Source organism: Boseongicola sp., assembly GCA_014075275.1.
In the GTDB taxonomy this organism is placed as follows: Bacteria; Pseudomonadota; Alphaproteobacteria; order Rhodobacterales; family Rhodobacteraceae.
In genome coordinates this window covers 1,313,332-1,337,507 of sequence record CP046179.1, presented here as the reverse complement: position 1 = coordinate 1,337,507, position 24,176 = coordinate 1,313,332, and the positions used below count along the sequence as shown (strand labels likewise).

Genomic DNA, 24,176 nt, shown 5'->3' with positions numbered 1-24,176 from the left:
GCCGTTCAAACGTTGGCCGGGCCGAAGTCTAGATACGGCAAAGCATACGGCTGCCAATCCAGATCCTTTTTCTTTCCATAGAGCCAAGTTTCCTGGAACAGAATGATACCCATGGGATCGTTGGTTTCCCATTCGTGCATCATGGTCTGGAAGGCCGCTTGCCGTGCTGCTGGGTCGGGGTCAGTCTCCAGCACCCTGCCGCCTGCATTGAACGCCTCGTTAACCCAGCCCCAGCCGCGGCCTTTCATCACCTTTGGCCTGAATAGTCGCCAAAGGATAGTGGCCGGGTCCTGCCACACCATCGTTGCCGACATGTTGCGGATCGAATGATGCGCCTTGGTTATCTGCTTCCAGTTCTCGCGTATCTGCAGCTCGACGTTGATCCCGGCGCCGCGCCACATCTCGGCCAGAACTTCGGCGACAGCGACCTCGGTGTCGATTACGTTTGGAAGAAGCGGATAGTCGATGACTTCGCCATTGTAGCCAGACAATGCCAGCTCTTCTTTGGCGCGTTCGATGTCGTAGACTGGCTTGGGATAGTTCGCATCATAGATGTCCCCGAAACTGGGTAGCTGCAGTCCGTTTGGTACTGACGCGCGCCCCGCGAACAGCGCGTCTGCGATAAGCTGACGATCCACCGATAGACTGAGCGCGCGGCGGAAATGCACGTTTTTCATCATCGGATGCGCAAAGTCACCCTGATTAAAAATCAGAATGCGCATCTTAGCGCCGGGCCCGCCAACAACTTCGATGTCGTCGTAATTTTCGACGGTACTAATCTGATCGGCCGGAAGCACTGTGAACATGTCGAAGTCCCCAGATGCTAGCCCGGCAATTCGCCCGGCAACTTCGGGAACCTCGACAAACTTGAGCGACGCCAAATTCGGCTGACCGCGCCAGTGATCATCGAAGGCTTCGAGATTGAAAGCATCGGTGTTTAGGCTCGAGACTTTGAAGGGCCCGGTGCCGACGGGATTCAACGCCCAGGCAGTGTAACTCGCTGCCGCCTGATATGCCCGCTTGTTGACAACCTCTCCGCTCCACATTGCAAAGCGTTGCTCAAGGATAGGGTCGACACCATCCATTACGATCCGTAAGGTCAACGGATCGACCACATGAACTTCCGCGATATTGGAGAAGAATTGCGAAAGCCGTACGGGTCCATCGCTTTCGCGCCTCTCTTTCGAATAGGTGAAGGCCACGTCTTCGGCGGTCATTGTGTCGCCATTGTGGAACTTCACACCTTCACGAAGATGAAACGTAATTTCCTTGTGATCTTTGATCTCCCAGGATGTGGCCAGACCTGGCCCCGGGTCCATCTGGTTTTGGAAGTCCAGTTCAATCAGTTTATCGAACACATTGTATGAAATCGGCACGGTAAAGTCCGAGGTGTCGCGGCCTGGACTGATGTTCTCGGGCAACCTTTGCACGCCAACAACAACATTGCGCCTGTCTTGCGCGTATGCAAATTGCGGGACAATCGCGGCTCCGGCTGCAACGCCAAGCCCCTGCATGAATCCCCGCCTAGCAAGTGTGATCATTTCTCTCTCCCTGATTTCTCGAATCGGTGCAGGCACCGCAAGCGAATGCGATGATTGTGTCATATCATACATTACAAATCAATATGAATTGAATGTATGTTTGTTTGGCGGCGGGGATCGCCTCGTGAATGAGCCCAACTACGGCACAGATTTGGAAGCAGTCGTTTGAAAAAACTTTGGCTTTGTCGGTTTCGTCCGCGTTGCCGCCATCCGCCCGGGCCAAAATGCTGCACCTTGCACCAACGGCCGCTTACGGGAAGGCGATTGATCCAGACTTCCGGAAGTCGAATGTCGGCTTAGGGCCGTCAGTGCCTGAACGGGCTTTGCCGAAACGCGGATGCTGCGCCGCCTCCGAGGTCGGCTCCGAGCCGTTAGTGTCACTTGCTGTATAGGAAACGAATGTTCGACAGGCGCGATGAGCGGACATAGGCAGCTGGACTGCTGGTCCAAACTAGCCATTCGAGATGGGATTGAACGCCCCATTGCAGTAAACGCGTTTCCGCCCGTCATTCAGTCATAGAGACGTTTTCGTCGGCATTGGCCGGGTCTCGGGAAAAACCGAGCGTTGTCTGGTGGCAGAAAGGCGAGCTGAACTTGCGGACGATTATTCCGCCGCCAAAGCCTTCTGTCGGCAGTAACACGACGCCTTGATTGGCACCTCGGCCCTGGCCACGGCCTTGTCCAGCTGCAGCTTGATGTGAGCTGCTTCGACCTTTTCGCCGCGCCGGGTGAGGCATTCGTGCAGACCGTGCAGGCTCCATACGTTGCCCGGGTGCTGGCACGCCCGGCTGAGTGTAGCGTCCAGGCCAAGATCCGCACGGTAGACCGCTTCCGCTTCCTCCATCTCCCCCTGTTCAAGCAGCAGGGCTCCCAGCGCGTGGCGCGTGGGTTGCATCCAGCCCCAGGGTTCGTCGTAGGGAAGGTTGTCATCGATCTCGACAGATCTGCGCAAATGATTGAATGCGACCTCGTGCTCCCCTTTATGATACGCGAGTTCGCCAAGCATCATTTGTTCAGCGACTCTCAGTATGTCACGGCAGGTGTTGTTGAACAGCATGCGGCTTTCGGGAACACTCGCCAAGGCATCATAGAACTCGGCTTTTTCATTTTCTGCGTCCGTGATCCTGTGCAAGTTGGCCAAGGCGACTGTTCGGGCGTACCTCATCATGGCGATGGTTACGCTGTATAGGTCTTCATCGGCGGGCAGAACCTGATCGAGAATATCCTGCCATCGCCCAAACCTGATCAGGACATGCTGTTTCATCGGGATGAACCCTTCAAACCAGTCCGCCATGGGCTGAAGAGTGTCCGAAGGCAAAGTGGCCATCAATTCTTCTGCTGCTTCCAGCGCAGCGGTGGGCTGCCCCAGGAACATCGCGCCGTAGATTTTGAAGTGATAGTTGTGACAACGATAGACGGAATAGAAGTTGTCCGGTCCCTCGCGCTCAAGGAACTTCCGGTCCGCCACGATGGCCGAATGGTTGCGCAGCACAACATTCATGTAGTCCCCGCACAAAACGTCGATATGGGTCGGCATATGAAGTAGGTGCCCAGCCTCAGGCACCAATGCGCTGAGGACATCGCCGTGGCGGAGCGCCCGCTCGGGATGCGGCGACATTTCCATCAGGTGGATGTACATGTGCAAAAGCCCCGCGTGCTGCCACGCTCCGGGAAGAGATTCGAATGCCTTGTCGAGTACGGCGATGGCTTCAAGCGTGTCGGCCCCATCCGCAGGCTTACCGGTTGGAAGGTCCCAGAGCTGCCAAGGGGTCCGGTTCATGATCGACTCGGCGAAAACAGCGCACACGTCCAGATCCTGACTGAAGTCAGCATGCACCTTGCGCATCGCTTCGGCGAATGCATCGTTCCAGGGGCTGAAATCCTCGATATCCGATGAGGCCGGATAACGCGCCGGGATTGCTTCAATAAGGGCACGCTCAACGGGTGTCAGTTCGCTCAGCAGTGCGGTCGCCGCCTCGATTGAAGATTTCGCCAAGGCAATACAATCGGGCTTTTCTTCCTCTTCGAATGTCTCCCAAGGTTTGTTGTAGTTCGGCCCGATGCAGTAGGCGATGCCCCAGTGTGCCATTGCGCAGGCGGGATCGGCTGTCACGGCTTTTTGAAAGCAAACGATCGCTTCTTCGTGGTTGTAGGCATAGGTCCAGGCCAATCCCCGATCGAACCAAAGCTGGGCCTCATCGGACGATGTTGACACCTTCCAAGTGTAATTCCCGAGATCGTAGTATTCCATCGCCGCATCCCCCCTCTGCTTGCCTGAAGGCTACAACACGGGAACCCATGTCGAAAGGGGATTTGTGCCGAAGTTGCTATCTGCAACTACCAGTCGTTCAATCGCAGCGGCCGGACGGCAGCTGCGTCCGCATAGCCGACTCAGAAACTAGAAAAACGGAATCTTAATCTAGCGATGGCCTGAACTGTGTCTATCAAAAAGACAGTGTAAAATGCCTCTGTCCGAAGCCAACCAACCCTTGCAAGACGACCACGGTCGTGGGGCAGACCGACCCCCTCGACAAACGTCAATTCCTGCACCATATCCCACCCTCATGACCGACCTCGACCATATCCGCAATTTCTCCATCGTCGCCCATATCGACCACGGGAAATCCACGCTTGCTGACCGGCTGATCCAGCTGACCGGCACCGTTGCTCAACGCGACATGAAAGAGCAGATCCTGGATTCGATGGACATCGAACGCGAACGCGGGATTACTATCAAAGCCAACACCGTGCGGATCGAATACCCGGCAAAAGATGGCGAGACCTATATCCTCAACCTGATCGACACACCGGGCCACGTTGACTTCGCCTACGAAGTCAGCCGCTCGATGCAGGCCGTCGAAGGCTCGCTTCTGGTCGTGGACGCCAGCCAAGGCGTCGAGGCACAAACCCTCGCCAACGTCTATCAGGCCATCGAAGCCGATCACGAGATTGTTCCGGTCCTGAACAAGATCGACCTTCCGGCGGCCGACATCGACCGTGTTGCGGAACAGATCGAAGATGTCATCGGCATCGACGCCACAGACGCCGTGCAGATCAGCGCCAAAACCGGCATCGGCATCCCCGAGGTGCTGGAAGCCATCGTTACACGCTTGCCATCCCCCAAAGGCGACCGCGACGCGCCCTTAAAGGCGATGCTGGTCGACAGTTGGTATGACCCCTACCTCGGCGTCGTCGTCATGATCCGCGTCATCGACGGCACGGTCAAAAAGGGCGACCAGATCAAGATGATGCAGACCGGTGCCAAATACGGCATCGACAAGCTTTCGGTCCTGAAACCCGAGATGGTCGACATCAAAGAGCTTGGCCCCGGCGAAATCGGCGTCCTGACCGCATCCATCAAACAGGTCCGCGACACCCGCGTCGGAGACACCATCACGCACGAGAAAAAGGGCACGCCCAACGCGCTCCCGGGCTTTAAACCCGCACAACCCGTCGTCTTCTGCGGCCTCTTCCCCGTCGACAACGCCGAGTTCGAAGACCTGCGCGACGCCATCGAAAAACTCGCCCTGAACGACGCCAGCTTCACCAACGAAATGGAAACCTCTGCCGCCCTCGGCTTCGGCTTCCGCTGCGGTTTCCTCGGCCTGCTCCACCTCGAAGTCATCCGCGACCGCATCGAACGTGAATACGGCATCGACCTGATCACCACCGCGCCCAGCGTGATCTACCACGTCTACATGCGCGACGGCACCATGACCGAACTGCACAACCCCGCCGACATGCCCGACATGACCCTGGTCGACCACCTGGAAGAACCCCGCATCAAGGCCACTATCCTTGTGCCCGACGAATACCTGGGCGACGTCCTGAAACTCTGCCAGGACCGCCGCGGCATCCAACAAGACCTGACCTATGCCGGATCGCGCGCCATGGTCGTCTATGACCTGCCATTGAACGAGGTCGTCTTCGACTTCTACGACCGCCTGAAATCCGTCACCAAAGGCTATGCCAGCTTTGACTATCAGATGACCGGCTACCGGACCGACAACCTGGTGAAAATGTCGATCCTGGTGAATGACGAGCCTGTGGACGCCCTGTCCATGATGGTCCACCGCGACCGCGCCGAGATGCGGGGCCGCGCCATGGTCGAAAAACTAAAAGACCTGATCCCCCGCCACATGTTCAAAATCCCGATCCAGGCGGCGATTGGCGGCAAAGTGATCGCGCGCGAGACCTTGTCGGCATTGAGGAAAGACGTGACCGCGAAGTGTTATGGTGGGGATGCCACGCGTAAGCGGAAGCTGCTGGATAAGCAGAAGGCCGGGAAGAAGAAGATGCGGCAGTTTGGGAAAGTGGAGATTCCGCAGGAGGCGTTTATAAACGCACTTAAAATGGACAGCTGAAAGCTGACCATTTTTTGTGCGGGTGGCCGGCAGCTATTCACGCAGTGAATCGCGTGGCCACACCCGGAAGTTGGGGTGCGTCAACTGTTCGACTACAGCTAGGGGAATAGGTCTTGCTGTTTTGTGCTCTTAACTGGAAATATGCCCAGTAGTTGCCAAGTCTTAGGACGCTTCTTCATGTTACCAATCGCGAAGTATAAGCCGCTTTCTACATAATCATGACAATAGGTTTTTTCTAAATGCCTTAATGTCGCCTCTTCGCCGTACTTCCGACGATGATTGAAAAATGTCGCGGACGTCTCCCAGTCTGAACAAGTCTTTCTGTGTGGTCCGTCCTCATCAAAATAGTGCATTGTAAACTCGTAAGGACAAGGTTCGTATGCGGCGATTTCCTCTTCGATTAGAGAGAGCTGCGCTGATTGCGCCGCAAATCGTTCGCGCATCTTATTGAGTTCAACATCGGTGCGCTTTTTTGATGCAAATCTAACGTTTTTTGGTCGGATTAAGGCCAGAGACATATCTTCGGCCGAGGCGTATTTCTCTGACGGAGTCAGTGCCCTGGCGACCAAAGAAGCCTTTTCAGCGGACTTCTTTGTCCTTCCGACAATATGAATCGACTCCTCGTGCACGCGGCAACTTTCTGGTCTGTGGTCACTGGCGTGTTTGCGGTAATCGAATTCGACGATATCCCAACGCTTGAAGGATTGGTCGCCTTGCAGTCGACGAAATCGAATTGGGAAAAGGCGTTTCCAGTTTCCGTCTGCTGTCAATCCGGCGCAGCACACGGTTTCAGCGTATGTCTTACTCGGCTGCGGTGAGGCCTTTACGAGAATTGTAACGCGGGATTGAGATACCATCTTCCAAATACTGCTCAGGGTGATCCGCAACCAAATTTAATACTTCAAATCCACGCTCAACAGCCTCGTCTGCAATATACGATCTGTGGCAGATGGATGCGCATCGTTCGAAACATAGCATGCAGGTTTTACGCCCAACTGCAACTGAAAGTAGATTTGTTAACGCTTCTTGCGCGCTAGGGGAGGCAAGATGATTAAGAAAAACACGCTCAAACTCTAGAATATTCCCAGATTTCGCCGCGTCACGGCCCGGCTTTGGATCACCGAGTTCTTTAAAGTGTAAATACTCAATGCCTTCTCTTGCCAATCGATCGCGTAAGGAGTTCTTTGATAGCCCTTTTTTCCGAGACAACGGGAGTTCTCGAACATCGGCGAGAACCTGAACGCCGATGTTCTTTAGCGTCGCAACCAAGCGATCAATATCGCTGCCCTCGTAGCCAATTGTATAGAGTGGTGTCATCGTCGCCTCCTTTTCTGCTTAGAGTTCAGTTGAACAATCTAATCAAGAAATCACTAACCGATTGGAGTCTGGGGTGGGTTTTTTGCCACTCGCCAATAGATTGTTGAGAATTTTTTGGCAAACCGTTGCTTGTTTTGACGCCGGATTCTCCAATAACCGACCACAACCCAACCACCTGCCGCCGCAAAACCCCGGCCCGCGCACCCGATCCAACGTCTCCCCGGCGCTCCGCGCGTTCAATCCCCGAAACGTCCACTGGACGTTTCGCCCTTCGGGTTTGGGATTGAACCCCCCGCCCGATTTACGTCCAAATCACCCAATTCCCACTACACCTTCATCATAATCCGGGGCTAAAAACCCCCATCTATTGACGAAGGAAGAGATGAAAACATGGAATTTTTGTCGAATATCTTTGGTGGCAGCCCGGCAATTGGCATCGCCGCAGTTCTCTGCGGTATCGCTCTTTTGTATCTTGTTGTCGCCCGCACGATGAAGAAACGTAGCGACGAGCAATAGTCGATAGGCGCGTGGCGGGTTTTCCCTGTCACGCGCCAATTATCCCGTAGGCCGGGGTTTCACCCCGGCACCACCTAACCAGTATCAGAACAGATCGGTGCCCCGGCTTTCAGCGGCAGAATCCACCGCCACAGCGCCAACTGCACCAACCGCCACCGGCACACATCCGGAAATGGCGCTCACGCCAAAAACCATCACCGCAATCAAAGCAAATTTCGAAGACATCAGAGTTCCTCCTGTTGGCGCGATTTATGCCGCGCTTTCGTCACTGCCCACAAGCCACCGGCGCGGAAACGGTCAATTCCGGGCATTCGTGTTACACCTTGCGCACATCCGGGGCCAAACCCGGGGGTAAAGAAGGGACAGAACTCGACACCAGAACTACGCGTTGAAATGTTGATCGGTTGCACCTCGCACTACACGAGCATTATGCGGACCACGTTATTTACCATGCTTGGCATTGCGGCCGTTCTTGAACTTGGTGGGGGTGGATATTCGTCGGATCTGATCATGCTGACGATTGCCATCACTGCCTATGGTGTTCTGGCGGGCGGTGCTGCTTTGGATGACATTACCGCGCTGCGCGTTGATATGGACGATGCCACGGCGGCCAGGAACTATGGCAAGCTGATCCAGGCCCGCAATATTCCCGCGTTGAAGATGACCTCTTCCGTGCTGTTGGGATTGGTTGGGCTTGCGCTTCTGATCTCGGCCCTTACCTGAGCGAACTCTTAAACGGGGCGTAAACGCCCCGTTCGGGTCCACCGACGTAATACCGACGCGATACAGACAGTGATTTCCTGGGGCCGATTCGCTCTGATTCGCCCTATGTGACGCAGGATTCGGGCCGAAACCACGCAACGCACGCCTTTGCAGGCGCAGAAAACGGTCTTTTTCCGGTATTTCAACAAATTTTTAGTTATCCCGTGACAGGTTGTTCAGAAGGTTCAGATTTCCAAAACTGTCCACAGAAATACCCCCCGGATACCAACAGGTTATCCCCATCTAATTTTTATGCTGCACTGCTATTGTCTTGCCCGAAGCCTCGGGATTTGTGACTTTGTTTCTACCGCAACGGAGCTTCGGCAAAAGGGCGGGCCGCGAGACCTCTCAAGGTGGAAGCGATACGGAACGGCACATCAGTACCGGGAAGGATCGGGGAAAGTTTGAGGGAAGCCGGAAAAGAACGGACGACCTTCGGGTTGAAAGGGAAAGTCAGGTGGATCAAGGGTTTAGCGGGTTATGGAGGATCGCAAGATCAGACATAACAGCGGAGGGTCTTCGGATCCAATGCACGGGCCAATCGCCCCTTGGGGGGAAAGGTTCATTGAAGGCGTCAGGGTGTGTTGGCAACAGCACGATGCGAAGACCGCGTCTGAGCACCTGGCGCCTTCATCTATTAAAAACCCCGGAAATTTTAATGACTTCTCAACGAAAAACGGGATCCGACCGCTTCCGCTATCGAACCCCGCCCTGCGTCAGTGATGCAGTACCGCGTCTACGCACCTGTAAGGTGACCGATACACGCGTGACTCGCACAAATCAACCAGATGTCGCGTTTTTGTTGAGCGGATCCACAACATTCTCTTATGCGACCCAGATATAGTGTTATCTGGGCTAACCCGCAGCTTTCTCTTGCACCTCATCGACTTCGTAAGGTGCGACTCGCTTCCAAGGCTCTAAGTTGGTAATCTGCCTTTGTTATTTAGTGTTGGGGGTACTATGGGACGATTGTTTATTATCGCCGTCGCGGTGGGTGCTGCGTCATTTGCATACTATGAATACACCGGTCACAGCATTCTTAAAGGTGTTCAATCAATCTCGTTCGGTGGCAGCGGCCCGGCGGTAGGCGCCGGAGCTTTTGCTGGTGGTTACGGCATGGCTGCAGGGTCAAGCCGGTCTACGGGAGGGTCCATGCGATCCATGGGCAGCGGAATTGGCGCTAGCTTCGGGGCGGCCAAGTAGAACTTTTGAATCGCAAGAACTGATCCAACTGGCGCACCACGGTTCGCCGGAACTAAAGTTTATTCGGCGTAATACGATGAAAATAACCAAAAAATAGAATACTCTGACGTCCACGAATTGCCACATTCAATCACTAATTTAGCAGACAACCGTTAACCGGAGGTAAAATTGGGTCGCCTGCTGTTGATATTCGCCATTGCGCTTGGAGCTTACCACTTGCTGTCGGGGCCGGGTGGAATTCGCGTAAGCACTGGCAACGGAGGAGGCGCAATTGGCGGCTACAGCAGTTCTTCGTCAAGTGCCATTCAAGGCGTCAAAAATGCGGCCGGTGGTATCGTCAACTAAGATAATCTGACCTCTCTGATCCCGCCTCAAATACACCCCAGATTATCCCGGATTCGGAAACGAACTGTTTTTGTGTTACGCTTCTGGCATTTAGATCAAGTTCTTGGGGGTTGAGTTATGAATCTTCGTTTGATGACTGCTGCTGTTGTTCTGCTTGCCGGCTATCTTGCATTTGGCGATGCGCTGCACGCCAGCATGATTAGTACACCGGAATCATTTGCGTCGGATGTCGGCCATAGTATCGGTTCCGTGATGTCCGGAATTGTCACAAGTGTGAGCGGCTTGCTCGGAAGTTAAAGCGGTATCAAGTTCGGAACACCTTAAGCACTTAAGAAGGCGTCAACCGCTGCCTCAAACGCGCGCGGGCGGTCGGCATGAAGCCAGTGTCCTGCCCCAGGAATTTTTGCGAACTTTGCCTTTGGAAAAAGGTTGCGGATGGTTTCGCGGTGTTCAGAGAGGACATAATCGCTCTCCGCCCCTGATAGAAAAAGAGATGGCCCTTCAAATTGACCCGAAATCTCGGGAAAACCAATGATACTATCCATTTCCGCCGCGAGCACATCTAAGTTCAGGCGCCATTTTTTGGCTTTTACGTCCAGCGATTGAAGCAAAAATGCCCTCACTCCAGGGGCGTCAACGTGGTCCCGCAATTGGCGATCAGCATCACCCCTTGTTTGAATAGCGCTTAGGTCGATTGAGCGCATCGCGTCGATCATGTGCATCTGCGTATGCCGATAAGTCACAGGAGAAATATCTGCGACAATCAGTTTGCGAACTTTACCGGGATACTTTAGCGCAAGCGCCATCGCTGCCTTACCGCCCATCGAGTGGCCCAGTGCATCGGTGCCTGCGGAAATTTCATTTGCTAAATCAGTTGCCAGGTCCTGATATGTATGTGTTTCAAACCAAGGACTTGCACCGTGGTTTCTCATATCAACAGCCGACACATGTCGCCCTGCGGAAAGGCGCTTGGCAACCACCCCCCAGTTGCGCGCCGAGCCGAACAGGCCATGCGCGATCAGCAACGGTGTGGCGTCTGAATTGCTTTCATGGACAAGTTTATTCAACATGACTTCTCTTAGCGCGACAGTCGCGGTATCGCCAGTGATATGGAAACCGCTGACCGTATCCAAATCATGGCCGACAGAATTGCGACCCAGCTGCGCGTAAAATCTGGCGGCATGCAGGATGTCGTCGAAAGGGCAGGACGAAAGTTGCCCAATCGGTTGTCAAATGAACTGCAAACTTTACTAGAGGCAGAAGTTATTTCATCCAATCCAAAACTTCATTGGCAGATTGATGAGAAAAAGCTGAAACGTGCCGAACGTCGGGTGAACGCATTCTTGGATACTCAAAATCCAATGCTTGCGCGCTGGGGAGACGTTCTTGATTTCGTCGCCAAGGTTGCATTCGTCTTTGTTTTGGTTGTTCTGTCAGTATTCTTTTACTTGCTGAACACCGGTTACTTTGATTAGGGCCGGGCAACGGCAGATGATGACCTTGTCACCATCTGTCGAGAACCAAATGTCTTAAAGGTTTGGATAAAGTGGGAACTTCTTACAAAGTTCGATGACTTCATTGCGCACGCGTGCTTCTACATCGCCGTTTCCGTCCTCGCCATTCTCTGCAAGCCCGTCCACAACCTCAACAATCCAACGTGCAATCTGGCGAAACTCCTCTTCGCCAAATCCACGGGTGGTGCCGGCTGGCGTACCCACGCGGATACCTGAGGTAACGAACGGTTTCTCGGGGTCGAATGGCACGCCGTTTTTATTGCATGTGATGTTGGCGCGTCCCAGGGCAGCTTCGGTTGCTTTGCCGGTTACGCCTTTGGGCCGCAAGTCAGCAAGCATCAGGTGATTGTCGGTGCCACCAGACACGATATCAATGCCGCCTTTCATCAGTTCGTCGGCAGTTGCTCGGGCATTGGATACCACTTGTGCGGTGTAGGATTTAAACTCAGGACGCAACGCCTCGCCAAAAGCCACAGCTTTTGCCGCGATTACGTGCATCAACGGACCACCTTGCAATCCCGGGAAGACTGCAGAATTCACTTTCTTTGCAATAGCTTCATCATTGGTCAAGATCAGGCCGCCGCGAGGACCGCGCAGAGATTTATGCGTAGTCGAAGTGACAACATGGGCATGTGGCAATGGCGAAGGATGTTGACCGCCTGCCACTAGTCCGGCGATGTGTGCCATATCCACCATGAGGACCGCGCCGATTTCGTCGGCGATCTCGCGGAATGCAGCCCAGTCCCAGGTGCGCGAATAGGCGGTTCCACCTGCAAGGATCAGTTTTGGTTTGTGCTCGCGTGCTTTTTCACGAACTTCCTCCATATCCAAGCGCTCGTCCTGGGGACGCACACCATAGGACACTACGTTAAACCATTTGCCGGACATGTTGACAGGCGAGCCATGTGTTAGGTGCCCGCCAGAGTTCAGGTCCAATCCCATAAACGTGTCGCCAGGTTTCAGGAGTGCGAGAAACACAGCCTGGTTCATTTGGCTGCCTGAGTTTGGTTGGACGTTCGCGTAAAGCGCGCCAAAGAGTTCTTTGGCGCGTTCTATTGCCAATGTTTCGGCAACGTCGACATATTGACAGCCGCCGTAGTATCGCCGCCCGGGATAGCCCTCGGCATACTTGTTGGTCATGACTGACCCTTGCGCTTCCATTACAGCGGCGCTGACGATGTTTTCGGAAGCGATCAACTCGATTTCTTCGCGCTGACGGCCAAGTTCGGATCTAATTGAGCCAAAAATTTCGGGGTCGCGGGTTTCTAGGGCTTCGGTGAAAAAACCGCTGTCGCGGACAGTGTCGTACATATCGGGCCTCCCAGAAGGGCACGGTTGGATTTGGCGCGTGCATAAACGGAAATTGAAGCAGGGCAAAGCGGCGATTCCGGCACTTTGCCGTGCAATCTCGTCACAGTGTTTCGTCAGCAGGACTTGTGTTTCTGATCGGCACGCGCAATCGTTCCAGACAAACCTAGACGGCGAGGGCCAAATGGGCACCAAAATTTCGTTCCGAGCAAGCGAGGTGCCCGTCGCGCAAGAGGCGCTTTTGACACTGATAGATCGCTACGGACAACACGACGCCGAAAATGCGGATGTGATTGTTGCACTTGGCGGTGATGGCTTCATGCTTCAGACGCTGAACGAGGTTCGACCACTGGCCAAGCCAGTATATGGGATGAACCGCGGGACTGTCGGCTTTCTCATGAACACATACAGCGAGGATGACTTGCCAGAACGTCTGTCAGAGGCGGAGGAGGCAGCTATCAACCCATTGGCCATGCGGGCTGAAAACGAAGATGGAGAGATCACAGAAGCTCTTGCAATTAATGAGGTTTCATTGCTGCGCGCGGGGCCGCAAGCAGCGCGGTTGAAGATTTCGGTCGATGGCCGTCCGAGAATGGAAGAGCTTGTCTGCGATGGTGCTCTGGTCGCGACGCCAGCAGGTTCCACGGCCTACAATTATTCAGCACATGGACCTATTTTGCCGATTGGCGCCGAAGTTTTGGCGCTGACGGCGGTGGCCGCATTTCGTCCCCGACGATGGCGCGGGGCTTTGCTGCCTAAATCGGCAACTGTGCGGTTTGACGTCCTGAACCCGTCGAAAAGGCCGGTGATGGCGGATGCTGACAGTCGGCCGGTGCGCAATGTGTTGTGGGTTGAAGTGCGGAGCGACAGCACTCAGAGCCACCGATTGCTGTTTGATCCAGGCCACGGATTGGATGAACGCCTGATCCGAGAGCAATTTTTCTGACGGAACCAAAGGGGACACTATGCCTTTGAAAACAACGTGTATTGGCGCCTACCCAAAGCCCAACTACGTCCCGGTTACAGACTGGTTTCAGGTTGGGCACGATACAACGGACTACAACGATCGAGTTCTTAGGGTCTGGGAAGAGGCGCAAACGCCTGAAGCGCAGGAACTTATGGATCTGGCAACCGCAGAAGTGGTTCGTGATCAGATTGAGTGCGGCGTTGACGTACCAACCGATGGCGAAGTTCGGCGCGAAAACTATGTTCATTATCAGTGCCGTCACTTTGATGGGTTCGATTTCCAATCCCTGACCAAGCGGGTATTGCGGAATGGAGCATATGTTTCGGAATTGCCGACTATACGCGGGCCGGTGCGGGCGCGTGGGGAAAGCGTGTTGGTACGCGATTGGCAAATTGCCCAAGCCGCTTCGGACCGACCGGTAAAGATCACACTACCGGGGCCGATGACGATCTCGGATACGACGGCTGATGTTTTCTATAACGATGCCGAGCGGCAGGCAGAAGATCTTGCGGCCGCTCTGAATACAGAGGTGCGGGCGCTTGTGGAGGCCGGTTGCAAGAATATTCAGATCGACGAACCGATATTCGCGCGAAAGCCGGAGCAGGCGCTGGAATATGGTATGCGAACGTTAACAAAATGCTTTGAAGGCGTTCCCAGTGATGTGACGCGAGTTGTTCACATGTGCTGCGGTTATCCTAACAGACTGGATGACATGGATTACCCCAAAGCCGAGCAAGACAGCTATGTCCGTATTGCCGAAGCGGTTGACGGGTTGGTGGATCAAATCAGCATCGAAGACGCGCATCGGCATAACCCGGCAGAGCTGTTCCCGCTTTTCGAAGTCTCCACGCTGATTGTGGGATTTGTAACCGTCGCTTCAAGCCGGGTTGAGGCCGTCGACGAGATTCGGGCGCGTATGGAGGAGGTTTTGCAGCATATGCCGGCGGATCGCGTGATGGCCGCGCCTGATTGTGGATTGGGGTTTCTGGGCCGTGATCTGGCAATGACAAAACTCAGAAACCTGTCCGAGGCCGCCAAGTCTTTCTGAAACCGTTGCGTCTGCGCCGCGCCTGATATTGCTTGGATACTCGGCTATTGAGCCGCAGTTCTTCTGGTGGCAATCTGACCAGAACAAAAACAGGTGTGGCAACGATCCACATCAGGGGCAACGAGCGAGGCCTATCCATGAATGAAGCAGCGGTTTTGGCCGATGATTTGCGTGCGCGTATTCTGAACGAACCTGACGTGATCCTAAGCGATCCAGACGTGATGCGAGCTTTGATCGCAGCCAATGAGCGTGCCATGGGTGGAAATATCGTGGATTTGCGAGGTGTTGCGATGGAGCGGTTGGAAGATCGTTTATCGCGGCTTGAGGACACTCATAAATCGGTCATCGCAGCGGCCTACGAGAATTTGGCCGGAACAAACCAAATTCACCGCGCGATTTTAGCTTTTCTTGAGCCGCATGAATTTGACGAATTCCTTCGCCGTCTGGGCGACGACGTTGCTGATATCCTGCGGGTAGGGCGAGCACGATTGATCTTGGAAAGTCATGAAAATGCAATGGACCCAGCTTTGGCCAGTGTAAGCGACGTTTTGTCAATTGCGGCACCAGGCTTTTGCGAAGACTACATCGGTCGCGGAAAGGCCGCGCGCCAGGTAACATTGCGATCTGTGGAGCCCGGGCAGGGAACAATCTACGGCAAGAACAACGACTGGGTAAAATCGGAAGCCTGTCTGCATTTGGATTTTGGCGAAAACAGATTGCACGGTATGTTGGCTTTTGGCTCGGATGACCCGCACCAGTTCACACAACATCAGGGAACGGATTTGCTGAGTTTCATGGGCGGTGTCTTCGAACGCGCGATGCGCCGCTGGTTGGGGTGATCAGTGCTGGTCTGAGCGATGCGGTAGACCGCTGGCTGGCCGAGATGGGTGCGATTGGTGATCGTTCACCCAATACGATTACAGCTTATCAGGCTGACGTTCATGGGTTCCTAAGTTTTGTGCAAAGTCACCATGGCGAGAGAGCCGGAGCCGCGAAACTTGGAAACTTGTCGACCCGCGATATGCGATCATGGATGGCCCACGAAAGAGCGCGCGGTGTTGGGGCGCGATCATTGGCGCGGGCGCTTTCGGCGGTCAAAAACTTTGTTGGGTGGATGGCGGAACGCGAGGGATTTGATCCGTCTGCGGTCTTGATGACGCGATCGCCCAGGTTTCAGAAAAAACTGCCAAGGCCACTGGAGATCGATGCTGCGAAGGCTGTTATCGACGCGGTTGAATTTCAATCGGTGGAAGATTGGGTTGCGTTGCGTGATGCGGCGGTGCTGACTCTTCTTTACGGTTGTGGATTGCGGATTTCTGAAGCTCTGGCCTTGCGCGGAAAGGATGTGCCGTTGGGCAAGGCACTTCGCATTATTGGTAAGGGACAAAAAGAACGTATTGTGCCAGTTATTCCCGCAGCGGAAGCAGCCCTGGACGCCTATTTTGGAGTTTGCCCGTTTGAAATTGAGTCTGATGCGCCGTTGTTTCGCGGTGTTCGTGGCGGGGCGTTAAGCGCGCGGATTGTCCAAAAGGCAATGGCTGGTGCACGGGCGCAGCTGGGTTTGCCGGCAACTGCGACGCCGCACGCCATGCGGCACAGCTTTGCCACCCACTTGTTGAATGCAGGTGGTGATTTGCGGTCAATACAAGAGTTGTTGGGGCATGCCTCGTTATCAACTACTCAGGCCTATACGGCGGTGGATACTGCGCGTTTGATGGAAGTTTATGATGCGACGCATCCTCGGGCGCGGTGAGATGTTCAACATCTGCTGGCGCTTACATGCAAATTCCGGCATGAGGTTGGGATGAATATCAAGACCCAAGCCTATCTGGTCCATCTCTTCACGGCGACAGGTGCCGTTTTGGCAATGCTCGCTATGTTGGAGGCCGTCGATGGCGATTGGTCGATGATGTTCTTTTGGCTAATCGTTGCTTTTGCAGTTGATGGTGTTGACGGGCCTTTGGCGCGAAAAACTAACGTCAAAATCAACGCTCCACGCATAGATGGCAACCTGTTGGATATGATCATTGACTATCTGACGTATATTTTCATTCCGGCGTTTGCCTTGTTTGCTTCGGGTCTATTGCCCGGATGGACGGGATGGTTTGCGATCATTGTGATTACGTTTGCTTCCGCCTTGTATCTGGCTGACACGCGAATGAAGACCAGAGATTACAGCTTTTCGGGGTTTCCGGGGTGTTGGAATATGGTGGTGATCGTGTTGTTTGCGGTTGAACCCAATTTTTGGATCAGCCTGCTTATCGTGACGGTTCTGGCGGTTGCGATGTTCCTGCCGATCAAATTTGTGCACCCGGTCAGGACGGAACGCTGGCGGTCTATTACGTTACCTGTGGCCCTGGCGTGGACGTTCTTTGCGGGCTGGGCGGCCTGGGCGAATTTTCATCCCGATAGCTGGGCGTATTGGGGGCTGATCGTGACCTCGCTATGGTTGATCGGGGCCGGAGCCGCGCAACAATATTTCTATAAAGAACAACTTTAAAGGCGCGTCGCGGCAACGCCTGCCACGATTAGAGCTGCGGCAGCAATCTTCACACGATCCATTGGTTCTTTGAAAACCAGCCAGCCGATGAGAACAGCAAATAAGATTGAGGTTTCTCGAAGTGCGGCGACAAGAGCGATCGGTGCAACGGTCATCGCCCAAATTGCAATTGTGTAGGCACCGAAAGAAGCAGTGGCTGCGATGCTTCCTAGTGCCCAAGCCCTCGGCGGTGCCTTGACAATTCCCGGCCCTCGCAGCGCGATCATCACAGGTGTTAGCAACACTGCATCGACAACAAATAGCCAGGCAACAAACTGGATCGGATCCCCGGCAACGCGCGCGCCCATACCGTCAACAATTGTGTAACCAGCGGTGGCCATTGCCGAGAACAATGCAAAAGGAACCAATTTGCGGGTTTCGCCCGAAAGGAAAGCTCCCCGCCCCATCAAGCCAATGCCAAATCCCAGGATCAAGATGCCGACCACTTCTGGCAAGCGTATGATATCGTTTAAGAACAGTCCGCTGACTAGCAGCACCATAAGTGGAGCAGCTCCGCGCGCTATTGGATAGACGCGACTAAGGTCACCTTGTTCATAGGCGTAGGTAAGGAAAACTTTGTAGGCAGCATGAAAAACGCCAGATACTGCCAGCCATGCCCAGACTTCCAGAGTGGGCCAGTCGCGAGTCATCGCAAGAACCAACCCGGCAACCCCTTGAACAAAGGTCAGGATCATCATGATCGCAACCTTTGACTGCACGAGCCTGATCAACGCGTTCCAGGACGCATGCAGCAGGGCGGCACCAAGCACCGCGAAGAAAACCGTTGCCGACATAGTGGGACCCGCCTCTTGTCTTAGGGCATAGGCTCCGAGAGGATTATCGGCAAGGGGTCGGAGTTTTAGCTGCGTCGGGTGGCCGGATGGCGTGCCCTTGCGAGAATGTGGTCTGAGGCATGAACGACGTGACTTGCTTCGCCGACGATCTTCGAATCCGGGGCTCTGGCGATTGCGAGATCTTTGTCCGGGTAATCAAACAAGGAAAGGAAATGAAGCATGCAGTTCAGCCGCGCGCGTTTTTTGTCGTCGGATTTCACAACGGTCCAAGGCGCGTCAGCGGTGTCGGTGTAAAAGAACATGGCTTCTTTCGCCTCGGTGTATTCGTCCCACTTGTCCAGACTTGCGCGGTCGACCGGCGACAGTTTCCAACGCTTCAGAGGGTCAGTCTCGCGGGCCTTGAAGCGACTGTGTTGTTCGCCCTGGGTAACCGAGAACCAGTATTTTATCAGCTTGATGCCGCTGCGTGTCAGCATCCGTTCCAACTCGGGTGTTTCGCGCATGAATTCAAGATATTAGCCCGGTTGGCAAAAACCCATTACACGCTCTACGCCGGCGCGATTATACCAGGATCGGTCGAATAGGACGATTTCGCCGGAAGTCGGTAAGTGGTTGATATAACGCTGGTAAAACCATTGGCCACGCTCTTTGTCGGTTGGCTTGTTCAGGGCGACAACACGTGCGGTTCGTGGGTTCAAATGCTCGGTAAAGCGCTTGATTGTGCCGCCTTTTCCAGCAGCATCTCGACCCTCAAAAAGCATGACGACCTTCTGCCCGGTGTCTTGAAGCCAGAGTTGAACTTTCAGAAGCTCTGATTGAAGCGCAGCTTTCTCGGCCTCGTATTCTTTGCGACTTAAGCGCTCGGCATAGGGGTAGGCCCCGGCTTCGAATGCCAAGATAGCGTTTTTCTGTGAGCTATCCTTTTTGGTTTCGGTCGCGGTGTCATTCTTTTTGGTCATCCAAGTCTCCTTCAACGTGTCGCACACGATTCTGAAGGAAAAGCCTAATGATAGCAGTGATCTGAATCAAATAGGACGCCCCAAACGGAGCGCCCTACAGGCCAAGGGCCGAGGGGACGAGCCCTAGCCTTGATCGAGCGACAATGCCACAAACCGCGGATCACCATCGCGACGAACGAGCAGAAGTAACGATTTGCGTCCAGCATCTCGGGCGGCTTCGAGGCGTTCTTCTAGGTCACCGATCTCTGCGACCTTTTCCTGACCTGCCTCGATAATCAGATCTCCGGACCGTAATCCTTTTTCAAAGGCTTCGCTGTCTTCTGCCACATCGGCGACCACCAGACCTTCGGCGTCTGCGTCCAGGCCAAGTTGCTCGCGCAATTCGTCGGTCATCGTCGATACAGTCAATCCCAGAAAGTCAGTCGTAGATGGTGCTTCGTCGCGGTTGATCGAAGCAGGAACAGCCGTTTCGGCTTCTTCGCGACGCCCAAGAGTGACGCGCAATGATTGTGTTCCACCGTCGCGCCAGACGAGAACACGCACCTCTTTGCCAACTTCGGTGTTGCCGACCTGACTTACCAGGCCGCGGGTGTCGTTAACATCCACACCGTCAAAACTGAGGATTACATCGCCTGATTCCACACCTGCCTCCATGGCAGGGCCTTCGGGCACATCGGTGACAAGAGCACCGCGCGCCTCTTCCAATCCGAGACCCTCGGCTAGGTCAGCTGTTACGTCCTGGATGCGCACGCCTAACCAGCCACGCCGCGTTTCACCAAATTCCTGCAGCTGATTGATCACGTTTTCCGCAACCCGTGATGACATGGCAAATCCAATTCCGATTGAACCACCGTTGGGGCTGAGGATCGCGGTGTTTACGCCAATAACCTCTCCGTTGAGATTGAAGAGCGGTCCGCCAGAGTTGCCTCGGTTAATGGCAGCGTCGGTTTGAATAAAGTCATCATAGCTGCCTTGCAGAGCGCGACCACGGGCCGAGACGATACCAGCAGACACAGAGAATCCCTGACCAAGCGGGTTACCCATGGCCATAACCCAATCGCCAACGCGGGACTGTTCGCTATCGCCCCAGGGCACAAATGCCAGTGGCTCGTCGCTTTCGACTTTCAGAAGGGCGAGGTCGGTGTTCGGGTCAGTTCCGATGATGGTTGCTTCCAGTTCGAAGCCCTCAAAAAACTCAATCTGAATTTCGTCGGCACCTTCAATGACGTGGTTGTTGGTGACGATGAACCCGTCTTCCGAGATAACAAACCCAGAACCCAGCGCCTGCGAACGACGCGGAGAGCGGCCGTTCGGCCCGTTGCGGTCCATAAAGTCTTCGAAGAACTCTTCAAACGGAGAACCTTCGGGAACGACTGGACCAGGCTGTGTGCTGGCCGCGACGGACGTCGAAGTTGTTATGTTGACTACTGACGGGCTGACCTGTTCTGCGAGATCGGCGAATGTCGATGGCCGCGACTGGGCAGCGGCTGTCAGCGATTGTGCAATCAAAAGGGCCATTGCAAGAAGCGACAGCCATATTGCACGAAGCGGCATGTCTGTTTGGTGTATTGCGCGAACCTTTGCGGTCACCATGGGTTTTCTCCATCTGCTCAATTGGGCGTCAGGTGGGCGACGCCTTACAGTTCATTTGTGCTAGATAGGTGCGTTCCAACACAAGCCAACAGGCGGTCGCGCAAAATCACCTGCACGTGAACTCATCTTGAGCGATCATAGCACGTGCCGCGAGGGTGTTGCACAGATCGACCGCATGTCGTTCCGTATACGCAACAGGCGCTAAGTTGGATTTAATCGAGTGCCGCGGCGCTTTGGGTTAAAGGATGGACTGTCCAGTCTTTTCCCAATCCTTCAAAAAGCCTTCCAGGCCTTTATCAGTTAGCGGATGCAGTGCCATTTTGCGAATGACATCAGGCGGAGCTGTCGCCACATCTGCGCCGATTTTCGCGGCGTCGCTCATGTGGTTGGCCGAGCGAATGGAGGCAGCGAGAATTTCGGTTTCGAAGCCGTAGTTGTCATAGATTTCGCGGATATCGGCGATCAACTCCATCCCATCGAGGTTGAGGTCATCAAGTCGGCCGATGAAAGGCGAAATGAATGTTGCGCCAGCTTTTGCAGCCAAAAGTGCCTGATTCGCGGAAAAACACAGGGTGACATTCACCATCCGACCTTCTCCGGAGAGAACCTTACAGGCTTTCAGGCCGTCCCATGTCAGGGGAACCTTGACGGCGATGTTGTCGGCGGTCTTGGCCAGCTCGCGGCCTTCGGCGATCATGGTTTCGGCGTCCAGGGCGACGGTCTCGGCACTGACGGGGCCGTCGATCATATCGCAGATCTCTTTGGTGACCTCTTTGATATCACGGCCTGACTTGAAGATCAGTGATGGGTTTGTGGTCACGCCATCGACCATGCCAAGATCGTTCAGTTCACGAATGGCGTCGGTGTCGGCAGTATCTACGAAGAATTTCATGAGTGTCCCTCTGGCGCATGGGTTCGATTTCGTGGCACTGATAGCGCAAGCAGCGCCGGGGCTGAACCCCCCTTCGGTGTCTGAGGATTGCGAAAGGGTTGGTTCGGGATGAAATCGCTGCTTTGGGATAGGGGAATGGCTGTTTTTGCGGTGGTTTTACTCTGTCCGGTGGTGATGGCGTGATCGAGCATTTCAACGAAGGTGATCTGATATCGGTGCTGACAACGCAGCCGATTGATCGGGCGTTGGACTATAAGGCGCCCGAGGGCGGATGTCTGACCGGTGCATTAGTCGAAGTGCCGTTAGGACCGCGTAAAGTGATCGGGGTTGTCTGGGGGCCTGGCGAGGGTGGATATGATCTGTCCAAAGTCCGTTCGGTTATTCGGGCGTTGGATGCCGCGCCCATGCGCGAGGACATGCGGGAGTTTCTGACGCGGGCAGGTCTTTATACGCTGACGCCTTTGTCGTCGATGCTGCGACTTGGGACACGGTCACCGGGGTTGGGTGATCCGCCTTCTATGCGGACCATCTATCGGCGCGGCACCGGGGAACCGGACCGTTGGACCGACGCTCGGCGGCGCGTGATCGAGGCCTTGGATACCTACGGCGGATTGGCGTTTACGTTGAAAGAGTTGGCCGAGACGGCTGGTGTTTCTTCAAGCGTCGTCAAAGGTTTGGTGAAACAGGGTGCGGTTGCTGACGAGGCCAGCCCGAGGGATTTGCCTTATCCGAGATTGGACCCGGGAGTGAGCCCTTATGATCTGACCGAGGAACAGGCGGCGGCAGCTGAGAAGTTGACCGCCGGTGTGGCGGCGCGGAAGTATGGAACCACCTTGCTGAAAGGTGTGACCGGGTCGGGGAAGACTGAGATCTATCTTGAGGCGGTCGGGGCCTGTCTGGCTGAGGGGCGGCAGGCGCTTGTTTTGCTGCCGGAAATTGCGCTGACAGCAGAGTTCTTGACCCGAGTTGAAGCCCGGTTTGGAGCGCGGCCTGCGGAGTGGCATTCAGGCGTAACGATGACCGAGCGACGGCGGGCCTGGAAAATGGTTGGCGAGGGGGGTGCTCAGTTGATCGTGGGGGCGCGGTCGGCGTTGTTTTTACCGTTTCGCGACTTAGGATTGATCGTTGTCGATGAAGAGCATGACACGTCTTACAAACAGGAAGATGGGGTGCTGTACAACGCGCGGGACATGGCGGTTTTGCGGGCCTCGATCACGGGGGCGCAGGTGGTTCTGGCATCGGCCACGCCGTCGTTGGAAAGCTGGGCGAATGCGGAAGCCGGGAAGTATGCGCGGGTAACGCTGACCTCGCGCTTTGGCGTTGCGGTGATGCCGGAAATGCGCGCGATTGATATGCGCGACGAGATGTTGCCCGCAAATCGATGGGTGTCGCAAACGCTTGTGAATGCGGTGAAAAAACGGATTGATGCCGGCGAACAGTCGTTATTGTTCCTGAACCGGCGGGGGTTTGCTCCGGTTACTATCTGCCGGGCGTGCGGGCATCAGATTGGCTGCGATCACTGCGATGCGCGGATGGTGGAGCACCGGTTTTTGAAGCGATTAGTGTGCCATCAATGCGGTGAGTCCAAGCCAGTGCCAGAGGTTTGTCCGTCCTGTGAAGCTGAAGGGCGTTTGGCACCTGTGGGGCCGGGTGTGGAGCGTCTGGCGGAAGAGGTGGCAGAGTTATTTCCAGACGCAAAAGTTGCGGTGTTGTCGTCGGATTTGTTTGGGTCGGCTCGGGCTTTGAAGGCCGCGATTGAAGAGATCGCGGCGGGCGATGTCGACATTATTATCGGCACTCAGATTGTCGCAAAAGGGCATAATTTTCCACAGCTTACATTGGTCGGTGTGATTGATGCGGACTTAGGGTTGCAGGGGTCAGACCTGAGGGCAGCGGAGCGGACATTTCAGCTGATGCGGCAAGTTGCGGGTCGTGCGGGCCGTGCGGAAAAGGCGGGGGCGGCTTTGTTGCAGACATACCAACCGGGGCATCCTGTGATTGGGGCGATCCTTGGCGGCGATGAGGAAGAGTTCTGGAAGGCAGAAGCGGCTGAGCGTAAGGCCGCTGGCGTGCCGCCTTACGGGCGCATGGCGGGCATTGTTCTTTCCTCGCCGGATGTTCAGCAAGTCTTTGATATCGGGAAGATTTTGGCCGGCAGGACAGAGCCATTGCGTCGGATCGGGGCGCAGGTTTATGGGCCTGCTGCGGCACCGATCGCGCGGATCAGGGGACGGCATCGGGTGCGATTATTGGTCAAGGCCGAAAAAGGTGCGCCCTTGCAGGAAGCGCTGGCGGCCTGGGTGGCACAGGTGCGTATGCCCAACACTATAAGGATATCCATCGATATCGATCCGCAGTCATTTTACTGATCTTTCAAAACGTTAACGCAACGGTCGTTGGTGGGCTGTGGCGTGTTTTTCTGCCCTTTGCCGAAAACGTCGTATTTGTTGAGAAAACGAGAATTTCAAGCTGTCTGTATTACGTCGGTATCGCGTCGGTGCGGGAGATCCGGGC

Annotated in this window: 23 protein-coding genes and 1 pseudogene; 13 read left to right on the top strand and 11 right to left on the bottom strand. The window is 54.9% G+C overall.

Annotated features, from left to right (window positions below; all coding sequences use genetic code 11):
* Positions 1 to 5: 5 nt before the first annotated feature.
* The gene (locus GKR98_06770) at positions 6 to 1,613 is read right to left on the bottom strand and encodes a hypothetical protein (protein QMU57926.1); all 1,608 of its coding nucleotides are present in this window, start codon (positions 1,611 to 1,613) and stop codon (positions 6 to 8) included.
* 56 nt (positions 1,614 to 1,669) lie between these two features.
* Here GKR98_06770 and GKR98_06765 point away from each other — a divergent pair, with 56 nt between their 5' ends.
* Positions 1,670 to 1,933 carry a hypothetical protein gene (locus tag GKR98_06765; protein QMU57925.1) on the top strand — a complete coding sequence of 88 codons (264 nt, stop codon included), beginning with the start codon at positions 1,670 to 1,672 and terminating at the stop codon, positions 1,931 to 1,933.
* 212 nt (positions 1,934 to 2,145) lie between these two features.
* On the opposite strand, the gene GKR98_06760 is transcribed toward GKR98_06765, so the two are convergent.
* Positions 2,146 to 3,792 carry a hypothetical protein gene (locus GKR98_06760; GenBank protein QMU57924.1) on the bottom strand — a complete coding sequence of 549 codons (1,647 nt, stop codon included), beginning with the start codon at positions 3,790 to 3,792 and terminating at the stop codon, positions 2,146 to 2,148.
* Positions 3,793 to 4,105: 313 nt separating this feature from the next.
* Here GKR98_06760 and lepA point away from each other — a divergent pair, with 313 nt between their 5' ends.
* A complete protein-coding gene (gene lepA, locus GKR98_06755) occupies positions 4,106 to 5,905 on the top strand; it encodes an elongation factor 4 (GenBank protein QMU57923.1) in 1,800 nt (599 codons plus the stop codon).
* 98 nt (positions 5,906 to 6,003) lie between these two features.
* Here the strand turns inward: lepA and GKR98_06750 are convergent, their stop codons facing one another.
* From GKR98_06750 to GKR98_06740, 3 genes are all read right to left on the bottom strand, one after another.
* Positions 6,004 to 6,675, bottom strand: coding sequence for a hypothetical protein (locus tag GKR98_06750; GenBank protein ID QMU57922.1), 672 nt, complete (start codon positions 6,673 to 6,675; stop codon positions 6,004 to 6,006).
* A gap of 31 nt (positions 6,676 to 6,706) precedes the next feature.
* Positions 6,707 to 7,222 (bottom strand): DUF488 family protein, encoded by a 516-nt coding sequence (locus tag GKR98_06745; GenBank protein ID QMU57921.1) that lies wholly within the window; start codon positions 7,220 to 7,222, stop codon positions 6,707 to 6,709.
* Positions 7,223 to 7,822: 600 nt separating this feature from the next.
* Positions 7,823 to 7,963: a hypothetical protein gene (locus GKR98_06740; protein ID QMU57920.1), complete on the bottom strand. Its 141-nt coding sequence runs from the start codon at positions 7,961 to 7,963 to the stop codon at positions 7,823 to 7,825.
* Between the two features lie 225 nt (positions 7,964 to 8,188).
* Here GKR98_06740 and GKR98_06735 point away from each other — a divergent pair, with 225 nt between their 5' ends.
* The 4 genes from GKR98_06735 to GKR98_06720 all read left to right on the top strand — a co-directional run bounded on the left by GKR98_06735 (position 8,189) and on the right by GKR98_06720 (position 10,345).
* The gene (locus GKR98_06735; protein ID QMU57919.1) at positions 8,189 to 8,461 is read left to right on the top strand and encodes a hypothetical protein; all 273 of its coding nucleotides are present in this window, start codon (positions 8,189 to 8,191) and stop codon (positions 8,459 to 8,461) included.
* A 999-nt stretch (positions 8,462 to 9,460) separates the two neighbouring features.
* Positions 9,461 to 9,703 carry a hypothetical protein gene (locus GKR98_06730; GenBank protein QMU57918.1) on the top strand — a complete coding sequence of 81 codons (243 nt, stop codon included), beginning with the start codon at positions 9,461 to 9,463 and terminating at the stop codon, positions 9,701 to 9,703.
* Between the two features lie 168 nt (positions 9,704 to 9,871).
* On the top strand, positions 9,872 to 10,048 hold the full coding sequence (locus tag GKR98_06725; protein QMU57917.1) for a hypothetical protein: 177 nt from the start codon (positions 9,872 to 9,874) through the stop codon (positions 10,046 to 10,048).
* Positions 10,049 to 10,165: 117 nt separating this feature from the next.
* The gene (locus GKR98_06720; protein QMU57916.1) at positions 10,166 to 10,345 is read left to right on the top strand and encodes a hypothetical protein; all 180 of its coding nucleotides are present in this window, start codon (positions 10,166 to 10,168) and stop codon (positions 10,343 to 10,345) included.
* Between the two features lie 23 nt (positions 10,346 to 10,368).
* Here GKR98_06720 and GKR98_06715 read toward each other — a convergent pair whose 3' ends face one another.
* Positions 10,369 to 11,118: an alpha/beta fold hydrolase gene (locus tag GKR98_06715; GenBank protein ID QMU57915.1), complete on the bottom strand. Its 750-nt coding sequence runs from the start codon at positions 11,116 to 11,118 to the stop codon at positions 10,369 to 10,371.
* 39 nt (positions 11,119 to 11,157) lie between these two features.
* Here GKR98_06715 and GKR98_06710 point away from each other — a divergent pair, with 39 nt between their 5' ends.
* Complete coding sequence (locus GKR98_06710) at positions 11,158 to 11,523, top strand: hypothetical protein (protein ID QMU57914.1); 366 nt, start codon at positions 11,158 to 11,160, stop codon at positions 11,521 to 11,523.
* 54 nt (positions 11,524 to 11,577) lie between these two features.
* On the opposite strand, the gene GKR98_06705 is transcribed toward GKR98_06710, so the two are convergent.
* A complete protein-coding gene (locus GKR98_06705) occupies positions 11,578 to 12,873 on the bottom strand; it encodes an aminotransferase class I/II-fold pyridoxal phosphate-dependent enzyme (GenBank protein QMU57913.1) in 1,296 nt (431 codons plus the stop codon).
* Between the two features lie 181 nt (positions 12,874 to 13,054).
* On the opposite strand from GKR98_06705, the gene GKR98_06700 reads away from it, so the two are divergent.
* The 5 genes from GKR98_06700 (at position 13,055) to GKR98_06680 (ending at position 17,385) form a co-directional block, all read left to right on the top strand.
* Entirely contained in the window at positions 13,055 to 13,816 is a 762-nt protein-coding gene (locus GKR98_06700; GenBank protein QMU57912.1) for an NAD kinase, read from the top strand.
* Positions 13,817 to 13,835: 19 nt separating this feature from the next.
* Entirely contained in the window at positions 13,836 to 14,885 is a 1,050-nt protein-coding gene (locus tag GKR98_06695) for a 5-methyltetrahydropteroyltriglutamate--homocysteine methyltransferase (GenBank protein ID QMU57911.1), read from the top strand.
* Between the two features lie 137 nt (positions 14,886 to 15,022).
* On the top strand, positions 15,023 to 15,724 hold the full coding sequence (locus GKR98_06690; GenBank protein ID QMU57910.1) for a DUF484 family protein: 702 nt from the start codon (positions 15,023 to 15,025) through the stop codon (positions 15,722 to 15,724).
* Between the two features lie 44 nt (positions 15,725 to 15,768).
* Positions 15,769 to 16,638, top strand: coding sequence for a tyrosine-type recombinase/integrase (locus GKR98_06685; protein ID QMU59998.1), 870 nt, complete (start codon positions 15,769 to 15,771; stop codon positions 16,636 to 16,638).
* A gap of 51 nt (positions 16,639 to 16,689) precedes the next feature.
* The gene (locus GKR98_06680; GenBank protein ID QMU57909.1) at positions 16,690 to 17,385 is read left to right on the top strand and encodes a phosphatidylcholine synthase; all 696 of its coding nucleotides are present in this window, start codon (positions 16,690 to 16,692) and stop codon (positions 17,383 to 17,385) included.
* Here GKR98_06680 and GKR98_06675 read toward each other — a convergent pair.
* From GKR98_06675 to fsa, 4 genes and pseudogenes are all read right to left on the bottom strand, one after another.
* A complete protein-coding gene (locus GKR98_06675) occupies positions 17,382 to 18,218 on the bottom strand; it encodes an EamA family transporter (protein QMU57908.1) in 837 nt (278 codons plus the stop codon). The two genes, GKR98_06680 and GKR98_06675, sit on opposite strands and share 4 nt — an antisense overlap.
* A gap of 65 nt (positions 18,219 to 18,283) precedes the next feature.
* Positions 18,284 to 19,177: pseudogene (gene ppk2, locus GKR98_06670) on the bottom strand (polyphosphate kinase 2).
* A gap of 123 nt (positions 19,178 to 19,300) precedes the next feature.
* On the bottom strand, positions 19,301 to 20,770 hold the full coding sequence (locus GKR98_06665; protein QMU57907.1) for a Do family serine endopeptidase: 1,470 nt from the start codon (positions 20,768 to 20,770) through the stop codon (positions 19,301 to 19,303).
* 238 nt (positions 20,771 to 21,008) lie between these two features.
* On the bottom strand, positions 21,009 to 21,662 hold the full coding sequence (gene fsa, locus GKR98_06660) for a fructose-6-phosphate aldolase (protein QMU57906.1): 654 nt from the start codon (positions 21,660 to 21,662) through the stop codon (positions 21,009 to 21,011).
* Positions 21,663 to 21,868: 206 nt separating this feature from the next.
* Between fsa and GKR98_06655 the strand changes: the two genes are divergently transcribed.
* Positions 21,869 to 24,031: a primosomal protein N' gene (locus GKR98_06655; GenBank protein QMU59997.1), complete on the top strand. Its 2,163-nt coding sequence runs from the start codon at positions 21,869 to 21,871 to the stop codon at positions 24,029 to 24,031.
* Positions 24,032 to 24,176 lie beyond the last annotated feature (145 nt).